9 protein-coding genes and 1 pseudogene are annotated in these 13,526 nt (G+C 72.3%); 2 read left to right on the forward strand and 8 right to left on the reverse strand.

Going from position 1 to position 13,526, the window contains the following annotated elements; translation table 11 throughout:
* Window positions 1-128 precede the first annotated feature (128 nt).
* A complete protein-coding gene (locus JQN83_RS12555; RefSeq protein WP_208567290.1) occupies window positions 129-599 on the forward strand; it encodes a DUF2690 domain-containing protein in 471 nt (156 codons plus the stop codon).
* 124 nt (window positions 600-723) lie between these two features.
* On the opposite strand, the gene JQN83_RS12560 is transcribed toward JQN83_RS12555, so the two are convergent.
* The 8 genes and pseudogenes from JQN83_RS12560 to JQN83_RS12595 all read right to left on the reverse strand — a co-directional run bounded on the left by JQN83_RS12560 (window position 724) and on the right by JQN83_RS12595 (window position 12,100).
* Entirely contained in the window at window positions 724-2,388 is a 1,665-nt protein-coding gene (locus JQN83_RS12560; protein WP_208567291.1) for a SulP family inorganic anion transporter, read from the reverse strand.
* Window positions 2,389-2,519: 131 nt separating this feature from the next.
* Window positions 2,520-2,840, reverse strand: a pseudogene (locus JQN83_RS12565) (ArsR/SmtB family transcription factor); the annotation flags it as partial.
* 185 nt (window positions 2,841-3,025) lie between these two features.
* Window positions 3,026-3,955: an acetyltransferase gene (locus JQN83_RS12570; protein ID WP_208567292.1), complete on the reverse strand. Its 930-nt coding sequence runs from the start codon at window positions 3,953-3,955 to the stop codon at window positions 3,026-3,028.
* Window positions 3,956-4,116: 161 nt separating this feature from the next.
* Window positions 4,117-6,159 carry an FAD-dependent oxidoreductase gene (locus JQN83_RS12575; RefSeq protein WP_208567293.1) on the reverse strand — a complete coding sequence of 681 codons (2,043 nt, stop codon included), beginning with the start codon at window positions 6,157-6,159 and terminating at the stop codon, window positions 4,117-4,119.
* A 239-nt stretch (window positions 6,160-6,398) separates the two neighbouring features.
* Complete coding sequence (locus tag JQN83_RS12580) at window positions 6,399-8,876, reverse strand: glycoside hydrolase family 2 protein (RefSeq protein ID WP_208567294.1); 2,478 nt, start codon at window positions 8,874-8,876, stop codon at window positions 6,399-6,401.
* On the reverse strand, window positions 8,873-9,778 hold the full coding sequence (locus tag JQN83_RS12585) for a carbohydrate ABC transporter permease (RefSeq protein WP_244252305.1): 906 nt from the start codon (window positions 9,776-9,778) through the stop codon (window positions 8,873-8,875). Before JQN83_RS12585 ends, JQN83_RS12580 begins: the two co-directional genes overlap by 4 nt.
* Window positions 9,775-10,782, reverse strand: coding sequence for a carbohydrate ABC transporter permease (locus tag JQN83_RS12590; RefSeq protein WP_372444016.1), 1,008 nt, complete (start codon window positions 10,780-10,782; stop codon window positions 9,775-9,777). The genes JQN83_RS12585 and JQN83_RS12590 overlap by 4 nt, the downstream gene beginning before the upstream one ends.
* A gap of 37 nt (window positions 10,783-10,819) precedes the next feature.
* The gene (locus tag JQN83_RS12595) at window positions 10,820-12,100 is read right to left on the reverse strand and encodes an ABC transporter substrate-binding protein (RefSeq protein ID WP_208567295.1); all 1,281 of its coding nucleotides are present in this window, start codon (window positions 12,098-12,100) and stop codon (window positions 10,820-10,822) included.
* A gap of 385 nt (window positions 12,101-12,485) precedes the next feature.
* On the opposite strand from JQN83_RS12595, the gene JQN83_RS12600 reads away from it, so the two are divergent.
* Window positions 12,486-13,505 carry a LacI family DNA-binding transcriptional regulator gene (locus JQN83_RS12600; protein ID WP_208567296.1) on the forward strand — a complete coding sequence of 340 codons (1,020 nt, stop codon included), beginning with the start codon at window positions 12,486-12,488 and terminating at the stop codon, window positions 13,503-13,505.
* Window positions 13,506-13,526: the final 21 nt, after the last annotated feature.

Raw genomic sequence — 13,526 nt, forward strand, 5'->3', positions numbered from 1 at the left:
GGTTGATTGACCAGCGCCGGCTATTGATTGTCCAACGCCACACAGCGTAGAGACGACCGTCGACGGAAGGTAGAGATGGGAGTCGACCCAACCCGGTCCGAAAGTCGACCATCCACATCGGAGGAACGATGACCACCGCACCCCGAACGTCGAGGGCCCTCCACCGGACGTTGGCCACCCTGGCCGCCGGCGCCCTGGTCGCCGCGAGCCTGCTCGTGGCGAGCCCGGCGAGCGCCGGCTGCCCCACCACCGGCTGCGACGGCACCGACCCGATCAACACCCAGTGCTCGGCCGACGCCCGCAACGCGACCAGCCAGCCGGCGTACATCGTGAAGGGCGCGACCACCCTGGCCGTGGTGGAGCTGCGGTACAGCGCCGCCTGCGGCACCAACTGGGGCAGGATCAGCAACCGGGTGACCCCGAACCGGGTCCAGGTCACCGTCTACCGGGACAGCCCGCGCAAGTCGACGCCGTGGTACGGCGGCACCGGTGCCCAGTACTACGGCGACCAGCTTGACGGCCAGAACTCGACGATCTGCGCGGTCGGCGAGGTCGTCTACAACGGCACCACGTACACCAGCACGCCGCTCTGCGCCTGACCGCTACGGCTCCGGCCTGACCGGGGCGGCTGCGGGCCGGCCGGGGCGGCGAGGTGCGCGCCGCCCACCGGGCGGCGGTGGGTGACGGTGGTCGCCCACCGCCGCGTGCGCCGGCCGGCCACCGTCAGGTGGTGACGGTGCCGCGCAGCAGGTCCCGGGCGTGGGCGATGGCCGCCGGGGTGTCGGCGAAGACCAGCCCGGCGCGGCGCAGCTCGTCGGCCACCCCGAGGGTCGCCAACACCTGGTCGTGGTCGGGGGTGATGCCGGAGAGCAGCACGGTGATCCCCCGGCCCCGCAGTCGCCGGACGGCGTCGCCGAGCACGTGTGCGCCGGTGGCGTCCAGCGCCGACACCCGCGACATCCGCAGGATGACCACCCGGACGTCGGCGACCTCGGACAACTCCAGCAGGAAGGTGTGCGCGGCGGCGAAGAACAGCGGGCCGTCCAGCCGGTAGGCCACGATGTGCTCGGCCAGCAGGGCGTGCTCCTCGGCGCTGTGCTCCCCCCGGTCGAGCGGGACCTGTTCCAGCCGGGCGCTGCGGGCCACCGCGCGCAGCGCGATCACCACCGCCACGGCCACCCCGACGGCGACGGCGGTGACCAGGTCCCAGGCGACCGTGACGACGAAGGTGAGCACCAGCACCAGGGCGTCGCCCCGGGTGGCGCGGGCCAACGCCCACAGCGAACCGGCCTCGACCATCCGTACCGTGGTGGCGAGCAGCACCCCGGCCAGCGCGGCGAGCGGAATCCGGCCGACCAGCGGGGCGGCGGCCAGGACGATCGCGGCGAGCGCCACCGCGTGGGTGAACGCGGCCAGTTTCGACGACGCCCCGGCGCGGACGTTGACCGCCGTGCGGGCGATCGCGGCGGTGGCCGGGATGCCGCCGAACAGCGGCGAGGCGAGGTTGGCCAGGCCCTGACCGAACAGTTCCCGGTCCGGGTCGTGCCGTTGCCCGACGGTCATCCCGTCGGCGACGGTGGCCGACAGCAGGCTCTCCAGCGCGGCGAGCGCGGCCACCGCCAGCGCCGACGGCAGCAGCACGCCGACCGCGCCGGGGTCGAGGAAGCCCAGCGACGGCGCGGGCAACCCCTGCGGCAACGCCCCGATCCGGACCAGGTCGACCGGGGCGGTCTCGGCGAGCACCGTAGCGGCGGCCACCCCGAGCAGCGAGAAGGGTACGCCGGGCCGGAAGCGTGCGCCGAGCAGCATCAGCGCCGCCACCCCGAGCGCGACGGCCAGCGCCACCGGCCGGGGGTGCACGACGAACCGGGCGACCGCGTCGGCGGCGACGGCCCAGACCCGGTCGCCGTGCGCGTCGGTCACCCCGAGCGCGGCGGGGAGTTGTTGCAGGGCGATGACCACGGCGATGCCGGCGGTGAAGCCCTCGATGACGGGGGTGGGCAGGTAGCGGACGTAGCGGCCGAGGCGGGCCAGGGCGAGGGCGATCAGCAGCAGCCCGGCCAGTGCGCCGACCATCAGCACCCCGGTCGGGCCGAACTGCTGCACCACCGGCACCAGCACCACGGTCATCGCCCCGGTGGGGCCGGAGACCTGGAGGTGGGAGCCGCCGAACACGGCCGCCACCGCCCCGGCGACGACGGCGGTGACCAGCCCGGCCTGCGCACCCAGCCCGGAGGTGACGCCGAAGGCGAGGGCGAGCGGCAGGGCCACCACGGCCACGGTCAGCCCGGCGACCAGGTCCCGGCGGGGTGCCCGGCGTACCGCCTGCCAGTCGGCGCGGTCGGGCAGCAGGCCGAGGATCCGGTCGGCGACGGCGGCGGCGCTCACCGGCCGGGCCGGGTCGGTGGGCCGTTCGTGGCGGGGGTACGAGGCCCGTCGCCGGCCACGACGGGACCGGACGGTCCGGCGGCGGGTGTGGCTGCGGTGCTGCCGGCGACCGGGTCGGCGGTGGCGGTGCCGGTGCGGAGTTCGTCGAGGAGGGCGTCGCGGTCGGTGAGGACGGTGCCGAGGATGCGTCGGCCGGCGGCCAGCAGGTCGGCCACGTCGGGGGTGCTCAGCGAGTACATGACCAGCGGGCCGTCCCGGTAGGAGGTGACCATGCCGGCCCGGCGCAGCACGGCGAGCTGCTGGGACAGGTTGGACGGCTCGACCTCGATGACGGCGAGCAGGTCGCGGACCGGCTTCGGCCCGTCCTGGAGGAGTTCGAGCACCCGGATGCGTACGGGGTGACCGAGGGTGCGGAACAGCTCCGCCTTGGCCTGGTACAGCGGCACCGACACCGGCGACCTTCTTCCCGTTCGACGACGTGAAGACTTTAGCACTTGCAGAATTCTTCAATTCACCTGTCGCGTGGTTCGTGACTCCCGCTTCGGGGCGGATCGCGCGGTGTGCCCCCGGCGGACCTGCCCGGGGGCACACCGCAACGATCAGTCGACGCCCGGCCGACCAAGCACGGCCGCAGTGGTCAGCGCGGCCGCCCCGGATCACTGGTCGACGCCGACAGCGCACCGCCGGCCGGCTCGAAGATCAACCGGGAGCGCAACTGCCGGAAACCGGTGCGTTCCAGCTCGGCGACCACCGCCACCCGGTGGGCGTCCACGTCGGCCACCACCTCCCGGGCGCCGTCGGCCGCCAACGCCGCGACCGAGTCGGCCAGCAGGTCGCCGCGCGCCGACGGATCGAGCACGCCGACGTAGCCGAGCATCGGGAAACAGGCATCCCCGGTCGGCCCGGCCAACCCCACCGGCTCCCCGGCGGCCAGGGCGACCCGCCAGGTCGTGGCCGGGCCGGCCAGCCAGGCCCGTGGATCCGTGGCCAGGTCCACCCCGGCCACCGCCTGGGCGATCTCCCGGCCGGTCAGCACGTCCGGGTCGGCTATCCGGGCGACCAGGGCGTCGATCTCGCCGGTGTCGGTGGCCGGACGGAAGGCGCGACGGCCGGAGGGTGCCAGAAGCGGGGTGCCCGCCCACGAGCACCGGAGTCGCTCACCCCGCTCGACCAGCCCGGCGAGCCGGGCCGCCGCCAGCGGTGCCCGGACCACGGCCAGCACCTCCGGCCGACGCCGCCAGTGCGCCGGCAGGCCGGCGTAGTACCGGTGCGGACCACCGAGCGCCTCGTGGGCCGCGCGCAGCAGTGCCGCACCCACCTCCGGCCCGGCGGCCAGGTCGAAGCGGTCCAACCAGGGCGTGCCGGCAGCCCCGGGTGGCAGGAGCCACGCGGCCCGGCCCACCACCCGGCCGTCCCGCAGGGCGATCCAGGTGCGCTCGGGCCGGTAGCCACCCCCGGCGACACCGTCGGCGTAACCGACCTTGCGCAGTTGGGGCAGCGGGTCGGGCATGGACTCGAACAGATCTTCCTCGCCCGCGACGAGCGGGCGGATGACCAGGTCGGTCATGGGGAATCCTCCGGAAAGCGAACGCCCCGGTCAGATCCGCGTGGACGCCGGGACGCGGAGGGGGCGCAGAACATCGGACATTGTTCTGACCTCCTTCCGGCTCGACGGCGTGCCGCAAAACGTACTCGACGCGCCAGCACGGCCGCAACACCGCCGACGGGTCAGGCCGGGACGAAGCGGACCGCGTCGGCGACCACGTAACCGTCGGTGCCCTCGGTGCGGATCAGCACGCTGCCGGCCGTACCCGCCGGGAACTGGTACGTCCCCAGCGACACCCACTGCCCACCCGACGTGCGCTGGTCGACCAGCCGGGTGGTCACCCCACCGCCGTGCACCACGTCGACCGGGACGTTGCCGGCCCGGTTCGGGTCGGCCGTCCAGCGCAACTGGACCGCCCAACTCCCGGCCGTCGGCAGGGCGGGGGTGAACCGCAGCCGGTTGACGCCCTTGCCGGTGTTGCCGTCGTGCTCGTAGTCCGACCCCCAGTAGCCGCCGATGGCGGTGCTGCCCACCCAGACTCCGGCCCGGGTGACCCCGGCCGCCCGGTTGTCCACCACGATCTCGCCGTCGGCGGTGGGCGGCCAGCTCAGGATCTGCCCGTCCCGGCGCAACCGGGCCTGGAGGGCGGCGACGTCGACCTGCTGCACCGGCACCCCGGCATCCACCGCCAGCAGCGCCGCCGTCGCCGCGGACTGGGCGAGGATCATGAAGACCGGTTCCATCCGGATCGAGCCGTAGGCGATGTGGCTGGCCGACAGGCAGACCGGGACGAGGAGGTTGGCGCACTGCCCGGTGGTCGGCACGATCGACCGGTAGCTGACCGGGTACGGGCCGGGCACCCCGACCTGCACGTCGCCCTCGTTCTTCACCAACCCGTCGACCACCACCCGCTGGCAGTTGTGCGAGTCCATGGTGTAGCTGGCCAACCCGACCGAGTCGGCGGCCCGTACGCTGCCCCGGCAGTCCCGCTCGGTCATCACGTACGCCGACACCATCCGGCGGGCCTCGCGGACGTAGAGCTGCGGGGGCCACCCGCCGGTGGCGGTGAACTCGTCGGCGGCCAGGCCCCAGCGGGCCACCCCCGCCCGGACCGACGCCGGCAGCCGGGGGTCGTTGGCCAGGAACCACATCAGCCCCTGCTGATACGTCAGGTGGTCGGCGACCATGCTGTCCCGCTGCGCCCGGGTCGCCGTCGGGTAGGCGTAGTTCGCGCCGATGAAGTCGGTGGAGAACGCCCCGGTGTTGTTCGAGTCGGTCTTGCCGCCACCGACGCTCTGCGTGGTGAAGAACGGCCCGGTGTACCCGGCCTGCACGTACCGCAGCAGCAGTTCGTAGTCGGCCGGGTCGTAGCCGGCCGGCTGCGGGAACGGGACCCGACCGGCGGCCTGGGTCAGGCACATTCGGAAGTTGTACGCCTGGATCCGGTCGTCACCGGTGCCGTTGCTCCCGACCGGGGCGGCGGAGATGCCGGGGAGCAGCCCGCTGGCCGGGCTGCCCGGCACCACGTACGGGTCGACCGGCAGGGTGAACTGGTGTGCCCCGCGCAGCTGCACCCCGTTGATCGTCTCGCCGTACGCGGTGTTGGCCTCCCGTCCGACCGTGTACGCCACCCCGGCGGCGGCCATCAGGTCACCCTCGTAGGTCGCGTCGATGAACATCGGACCGGTGAAGAGCTGCCCATTGTCGGTGACCAGGCCGGTGATCCGGTCCCCACTGCGCTGCACGGCGGTCAGCCGCGCGTTCAGGTAGACCGGCACCCCGTGCTCGGTGAGCAGCTCGTCGAAGACCCCGGCGGCCACGTGCGGCTCGAAGACCAGCCGCATCGGCGAGTCGGGGGTGACCGGGACACCCTGGTACCTGGCGTACACCCGACGGTAGAACTCCCCGGCTAGACCGCCGATGGCGGCGCTGGTGCCGCTGTCGGTGTAGCCGAGCCCACCGGTGGTGAGCCCGCCGACGTGGCTGCCCGGTTCGACGATCACTGCGGTGCGCCCCAACCGGTGTGCCTGCACGGCGGCGACGATGCCGGCCGAGGTGGCCCCGTAGACCACCAGGTCGACGGTGACGGTGCCGGCAGTCAGGGCCGGCAGGCCGAAGCCGGTGCCGGCGGCCGGGGCAGGAAGCCCGGGACCGGTGCCGGCGGCGACGACGAGGGTGGCCCCGCCGAGGCGGATCAGCTGACGGCGGGTGAACGCAGGCGACATCACGGCTGCCCTTCGCAGACGAGGGGAGGAGCGCGCCGCCGCACCCGGAACGCATCGACCCTCGCTGATCGGGTCGGGGCTGTCAAGAGGCGGACCGGAGCCCTCCTCCCCCGCGCCGAAACGGGAGCCGGACTCCGGCCGCCGCTGGCCTGCTGGCTCCGGCCGCCGCCGGGTTGCTGACCCGGCGTGGGTCGGGGTGGCCGGGCCGGGCCTGTGGAACGGGCACCCGGGTAGTCCGGTCAGCTCTCCGCAGCCGGAGCCAAAGCCGCGTCGTCGACCAGGTCGTTGACGCAGCGCAGCACCGGCCGGGCGGTCAACGCCGCCGGGTCCAGCGGCGCACCGCAGGTCACCGTGAACGTCACCGACTCCCCCGGCAGCAGGGTGACCAGCGCCGCGTCGACCTCGGCGGCCGGGTCGAGCCGGTCCGGGAAGAGCGTCAGGTCACGCAGCACGGTCCGCGCGGTGACCCGGACCCGCTGCCCGCCGACGACCGGCTCCACCGTCGCGTCGAAACGGGCCGCCGGCCACCGCGCGTCCCGGTCCTCGGCGAAGAACCACAACGCCCGCTCGGCGCTGGCACCGGCCTCGGCGACCAGCAGTTCCCGGCGTTCCTCCTCCGCCACCGCCAGGTCCGCCGGCAACGGCACCGCCACCGCCGCGTACGCCGGCACGTCGAGCGGGTACGACGTCTTCGCCCTCGGCTCGCCGGTCAACGTCGACCGGGTCACCGTCACCGGGGCCCGCCACGGGTCACCGGTCTCGTTCACCGCGACCAGGGCCAGCCCACCGTCGCGGGGCTGGACGGTGAGCAACCGGTCGGCGTACGCCCGGCGCAACGCGTACCACAGGGGTTTGCGGCGGCCGTCACCGTCGACGGCCGACCACGAGGTGACCGGCCAGCAGTCGTTGAGCTGCCAGACGATGGTGCCGGAGCAGACGTCCCGGTGCGACCGGAAGTGCTCCACCCCCAACTGGATGGCCCGCGCCTGGTTGAGCTGGGTCAGGTAGTGCCAGTCGTCGAAATCGGCCGGGACGGGCAGGTGCGCGTCGAGACCCCGTTGCAGCTTGGCGTCCCCGTCGGCCGCCTTCTGGTGGTGGGCCATCCCCGGCGAGTCGTGCGCCAGCGGCTCGTCGGACAACGCCCGGCGCAGCGTCGCGTACGCCGGGGGCGCCTGGTAGCCGAACTCGGCGACGAACCGGGGGACGTACTCGCGGTACTTCGTGTAGTCGTCGGTGTTCCACACGTCCCAGATGTGGGTGGTGCCGTGCGCCGGGTCGTTGGGGTGGATGTCCTCGACACCCGACCACGGGCTGCCCGGCCAGTACGGGCGGGTCGGGTCCAGCTCGCCCACCACCCGGGGCAGCAGGTCCAGATAGAAGCCCCGCCCCCAGGTGCGCCCGGCCAGCGGCTCCTGCCAATCCCAGTCGTGCCAGCCCCAGATGTTCTCGTTGTTGCCGGTCCACAGCACCAGCGACGGATGCCCGACCAGCCGGGTCACCTGCTCCCGCGCCTCCGCCTCGACCTCCGTGCCGAACGGCTCCTCCTCCGGGTAGGCCGCGCAGGCGAACAGGAAGTCCTGCTGCACCAGCAGGCCCCGCTCGTCGGCGAGGGAATAGAAGTCGTCCGACTCGTAACGCCCGCCGCCCCAGACCCGCAGCAGGTTGACGTTGGCGTCGGCGGCCTGGGTGAACCGGTGCGCCAGCCGGTCCCGGGTGACCCGGGTGGGGAACGCGTCGTCGGGGATCCAGTTGACCCCCCGCACCAGCACCGGCACGTCGTTGACGTGCAGGGTGAACGGGGTGCCGTGGGCGTCGGGGGTGGTGTCCAGGCGTACCGAACGGAACCCGATCCGCTGCGACCAGGTGTCCAGCGGGCGACCGTCGGGCGTTGCCAGGGTCACCGTCAGCGGATGCAGGGGCTGTGCGCCGTACCCCCGGGGCCACCACAGTTCGGGGTCGGCGACGGTGAGGGTCAGCGCGGCCGTACGCCGCCCGGCCGCGACGGTCGCCTCGCCGGTCACCCCGGCGACCTCGGCGCGGACGGCCAGTGGCACGTCGGCCACCCGCTCGACCTCGACGTGCAGCTCGACCCGGCCCCGGCCGTCGACGACAGTCACCAGTGGACGGACGGTGCCGAGCCGGGCGGTGGACCAGGCGTGCAGCCCGATCTCCTGCCAGATCCCGGCGGTCACCACCGTCGGCCCCCAGTCCCACCCGAAGTTGCAGGCCATCTTGCGGATGAACGCGAACGGCTCCGGGTAGGCGTTGGGCCGGTCGCCGAGCCGTTCCTGCTGCTCCCCGGCATAGCGGTACGCCGAGTCGAACCGGACGGCGAGGGTGTTCTCCCCCGGCCGCAACGCCGGGGTCACGTCGAACCGGTACGACCGGTGCATGTTCGCGGTGCGGCCGACCTCGACGCCGTTGAGGGTGATCGTGGCGACCGTGTCCAGCCCGGCGCAGACCAGATCGACCCGGTCGTCGTCGCCGGGCCGGTGCACGAAGGTGGTCGCGTACTCCCAGTCGGTGCGGCCGATCCAGGCCGACGCCGTCTCGTTGTCGTCGAGGTAGGGGTCGTCGATCAGGCCGGCGGCGAGCAGGTCGGTGTGCACACACCCCGGCACGGTGGCGGGTATCGACCGCCCGGCGACGGCGTCGGGCACCTGCGGCCCGGACACCGCGCGCAACTGCCAACCCTCGTGCAACGCCAGACGGTTCACGATTTCACCGCGCCTTCCATGATTCCCCGGACGATCTGCCGGCCGCCGACGAAGAGCATCACCAGCAGCGGCACCGTGGCGATGAACGCCCCCGCGAGCACCCGACGGTAGATGACGTAGTTGCCGCTCGCCAGATCGGAGACGGCCACCATCGAGGTCGGGTAGTCGGTGCCGCTGAGCGTGATCAGTGGCCACTGGAAGTCGTTCCAGGTCGCCACGAAGGTGAGCAGGCCCAGCACGGCCAGGGCCGGGCGGATCGCCGGCAACACGATGCTGCGGTAGATCCGCATGGTGGTCGCCCCGTCGACCCGGGCCGACTCGACCAGCTCGTCCGGCACGCCGTTGACGATGAACTGCCGCATGTAGAACACCCCGAACGCGGTGACCAGACCGGGCGCGATCACCGCCAGCAGGGTGCCGTTCCAACCGAGCCGGCCCATCACGATGTAGAGCGCGACGATGCCGAGCTGGTTGGGGACGGTGAGGGTGAGCACCACCAGGAGCATCAGCGTGTCGCTGCCCCGGAACCGCAGTTTGGCGAAGGCGAACCCGGCCAGCGAGCAGAAGAACAGCACCGAGGCCGTCACCACGGTCGACACGATGACGCTGTTGACCAGGGAGGCGGCGAAGTAGACGTCCTGGAGCGAGAAGACCTCCTCCAGGTTGGCCAGGAACCGGTTGCCGGGGACGACCGCCGGGGGCAGCTTGGCCAGCGCCTCGTCGTCGCTGGTGGCGATGACGAACATCCAGTACAGCGGGAACGCGGCGAACAGAAAGGTCAACGACAGCAGCAGGTACGTGCCGAGACCGGCCGGGGTGTCCTGCGGCGCGCGCCCCGACAGAGCGGGCCGGCGCCGCCTGCGTGCCGGCCCGGTGGGCCGTGGCGGTGCGACGGCGGTCATCGGTGTCCCCCGGAGAGGCGGTTGGTGAGCAGGATGTTGAGGCCGGTCACCAGCAGGATGATCAGGAACAGGGCCCAGGACATCGCCGCGGCGTAGCCGAGGTTGAGGTCCTTCCAGCCGACCTTGTAGATGAGCTGGGCGATGGTCTGCCACTCGCCGTTCGGTCCGCCGGTGGCGGCCTGCGCGTTCAGGTCGAACAGCATCGGCTCGGTGAACAGTTGCAGCCCGCCGATGGTGGACAGCACCACCGTGAAGACGATGACCGGTTGGATCATCGGTACGGTGATCCGCCACAGCTGCCGCCACGGGCCGGCCCCGTCGATCGCCGATGCCTCGTAGACGTCACGCGGGATGGACTGCATGGCGGCCAGGTAGAGCAGGGCGTTGTAGCCGATCCACTTCCAGTTGACCATGGTGGCGATGGCGATCCAGGCGTGCGGCTTGTCGGCCCGCCAGTCGATCGCCGCGTCCCCCGTCCCGCCGATGCCCACCTCGGCGAGCAGCCAGTTCGCCATCCCGAAACTGCGGGAGAAGAACGCGCTGAACACCATCGTCGAGGCGACGATCGGGGTGACGTACGGCAGCAGCACCCCGACCCGCCACCAGGTCTGCGCCCGCAGTTTGCGGTTGAGCAGCGACGCGACCACCAGCGCCAGCAGCAACTGGGGCACCGAGGAGAGCAGGAAGATGCCGAAGGTGTTGTAGAGCGCGTTCCAGAAGTCCTCGTCGCCGAGCAGCCTGGTGAAGTTCGCGACGCCGGCCCAGTAGGGCAGGGTCGGGTCGTCGAGCCGGTAGTTGCGTAGCGCGACGACCCCGTTGAACAGCAACGGGAACAGCCCGAACACCCCGAAGAGCAGGAAGAACGGCGCGATCATCAGGTACGGCAGGTAGCGCATGTCGAAGCGGTACAGCCGGTCGCGCCAGCCTGACGGGCGACCCGTCCCGGCGGCGGATGCCGACCCGGGGTGGTGACTCGACGGCGGCGCGGCTCGGGTGGTGGGCACGGGACACCTCCGGGGACGGGACGGGGCTGGCGGACGGTCAGGACGTGCGGGCCTTCTCGGCTTCCTTGACCGCCTCGGCCCAGGCGGCGTCCGGCTTCAGGGTCTTGTTCTGCACGCGGTTGATGACGTTCTCCACGGCCACCCGGGTCGGGCCGTTCTTCCTGCCCAGGTACTGCGGGGTCAGCCCCTGCGCCATCTTGGGGAAGATCTGCCCGACCGGCGCGTCGTTGAAGAACGGGTTCTTGAAATCGGCGATCGCCGGGTCGGCGTAGAGCGCGGGTTGCGAGGGCAGGTTGCCGACCTTCTTGAAGATCTCGATCTGCTGTTCCGGCTGGACCAGCCACTCCAGCAGCTGGTATGCCTCGTCGACGTGCCTGCCCTGCTTGGGGATGGTGAGGAACGAGCCACCCCAGTTGCCGCCGCCACCGGGCACCGCGGCGATGTCCCACTTGCCCTGGGTGCCGGGCGCGGTGTCCTTGATGTGGCCGAGCATCCACGCCGGGCAGGCGAGGACGGCGAACGAGCCGGCGGTGAAGCCCTTGTCCCAGTCGGCCTGGAAGCTGGCCAGGTTGGCCGACAGTCCGGCCTGGACCGCCGTGATCGTGTAGTCGAAGGCGACCTTGGGACCCTGCTCCATCCGGAGCTGTTCCTGGTCGTCGTAGAAGCCGACGGGCTGCTGGCCGAGGATCGGGTTGAACAGGTTGGTGCCGGAGTCGAGGAACTTCTTCTTCGTCCGGCCGGTGTACTGCTGGCCGACCTGGATGAACCTGTCCCAGGTGGGCCAGAGGGCGGAGACCTGGTCCCGCCCGGTGGGCAGCCCGGCGGCGGCGAACAGGTCGGTGCGGTAACACATGGCCAGGCCGCCGACGTCGGTGCCGAGGCCGATCTGGGTCTTGCCGTCTGCCGACAACGACTGCTTCCACTTCCACGGCAGGTACTTGCTCTCGTAGGAGCCGGCGCCCTTGTCGAGCAGGTTGACGAACTTGTCGGACTGGCTGCGGAACTGGACCATGAAGCCTTCGTCGATGGCGGCGATGTCGGCCGCGCCGGAACCGGCGACGAGCTTCTTCTGGAGATCCTCGTGCTGGGCGTTGTACTCGCCCGAGTTGAGTTGGATCTTGACGTTGGGGTGGTCGGCCTCGTAGCGGGTCTTGAGGTCCTGGAGACCGAAGTCGCCCCAGAAATTGATCTTCAGGGTGACCTGGCCGCCTCCGCCGCCCGAGTCGGTGGTGCTCCGGCCGCTGCACGCGGCGACCATCGTCAGGCTGACGACGCCGACCGCCGCCGCGCGCGCCCAGTGGGTCCAGGACCGTCTCATCTCATCCTCCGCGCACACATCGGGGACGCCCATGACATCGACAGGCGTTGACTGAACCGGATAAGTGAGGCCACCGTACGGGCCACCCCACACGGTGTCAACGGCCGGTCAACAGCACCTCGAACCGGCAACCTGGGCGTGCCCATCGGCCCGTGAGGGCAGGGCCGGAGCGCCTCCCGCCCTGCTCGGCGCGCTGGTATACCGCCGCCACGCACCTCCCGCCGCGTACGCTTAACCGGGCAAGCGAATCCCGCTCAGCGGTAATGGCGGAGCACCCCGGCCGGGAGCGTCGACCGGACCAGGCACCGGTAGCGTGGGCACCGCCGGTGATCCCGGCCCCCGTCGACGGCCCACCCAGGCCGTGAGAAGTGGAGGAGACACACCGGTGAAGCGGCCGACCATCGCCGACGTCGCCCGACGCGCCGGAGTGTCCAAGGGCGCGGTGTCGTACGCGCTCAACGGGCAACCGGGGGTCTCGGAGGCCACCCGGCAACGCATCCTGGCGATCGCCGCCGAGATCGGCTTCAGCCCCAGCAGCGCCGCCCGCGCACTCTCCGGCGCCACCGCCGACGCGGTCGGCCTGGCCCTGTGCCGACCGGCCCGGATACTCGGCATCGAACCGTTCTTCATGGAGCTGATCAGCGGCGTCGAGGCCGAACTCTCCGCCCGGTCGTACGCCCTGACCCTCCAGGTGGTCGCCGACCAGGAGGCGGAGATCGCGGTCTACCGGCGCTGGTGGGCCGAGCGGCGCGTCGACGGCGTCCTCGTCTGCGACCTGCGGACCAACGACATCCGGGTGCCCGCCCTGGAGGAGTTGCAACTGCCCGCCGTGGTGATCGGCGGGCCGGGGCACACCGGCACCCTGGCCCACGTCTGGGCCGACGACGCGGCGGCGCTGGCCGAGGCGGTGGAATACCTGGTCGCCCTCGGCCACCGCCGGATCGCCCGGGTCGGTGGGCTGCCCTCGCTGCTGCACACCGAGATCCGCACCGACGCCTTCGCCGAGGTGTGCGGCCGGCTCGGCCTCACCGACGCGGCGACCGTGTGGTCCGACTACACCGGCGAGGAGGGCGCCCGCGCCACCCGGCGGCTACTCAGCTCCGCCCGACGCCCGACCGCGGTGATCTACGACAACGACGTGATGGCGATCGCCGGGCTCTCCGTGGCGCAGGAGATGGGCCTCGGCGTACCCGCCGATCTGTCCATCGTGGCCTGGGACGACTCGCCCCTGTGCCAACTGGTGCACCCGCCGCTGACCGCGCTCGGCCGGGACATCCCCGCCTACGGCGCGCACGCGGCCCGTCAACTGCTCGCCGTCATCGCCGGGGAGTCGGTGGGCGGGCTCCAGGACGAGACGGCGCACCTGACCCCGCGCGGCAGTACCGCACCGCCCCGGGTCAGGTGAACCGGTTAAGTCAGGTCGTAC

It is taken from the genome of Micromonospora antibiotica (genome assembly GCF_017599305.1).
Classification (GTDB): Bacteria; Actinomycetota; Actinomycetes; order Mycobacteriales; family Micromonosporaceae; genus Micromonospora; species Micromonospora antibiotica.

Bases quoted from the DNA above. Each gene is read 5' to 3' on its own strand.
- JQN83_RS12570 (WP_208567292.1), bottom strand. From the start codon at position 3,955: ATGACCGACCTGGTCATCCGCCCGCTCGTCGCGGGCGAGGAAGATCTG.
- JQN83_RS12595 (WP_208567295.1), bottom strand. From the start codon at position 12,100: ATGAGACGGTCCTGGACCCACTGGGCGCGCGCGGCGGCGGTCGGCGTC.
- JQN83_RS12555 (WP_208567290.1), top strand. From the start codon at position 129: ATGACCACCGCACCCCGAACGTCGAGGGCCCTCCACCGGACGTTGGCC.
- JQN83_RS12585 (WP_244252305.1), bottom strand. From the start codon at position 9,778: ATGACCGCCGTCGCACCGCCACGGCCCACCGGGCCGGCACGCAGGCGG.
- JQN83_RS12575 (WP_208567293.1), bottom strand. From the start codon at position 6,159: ATGTCGCCTGCGTTCACCCGCCGTCAGCTGATCCGCCTCGGCGGGGCC.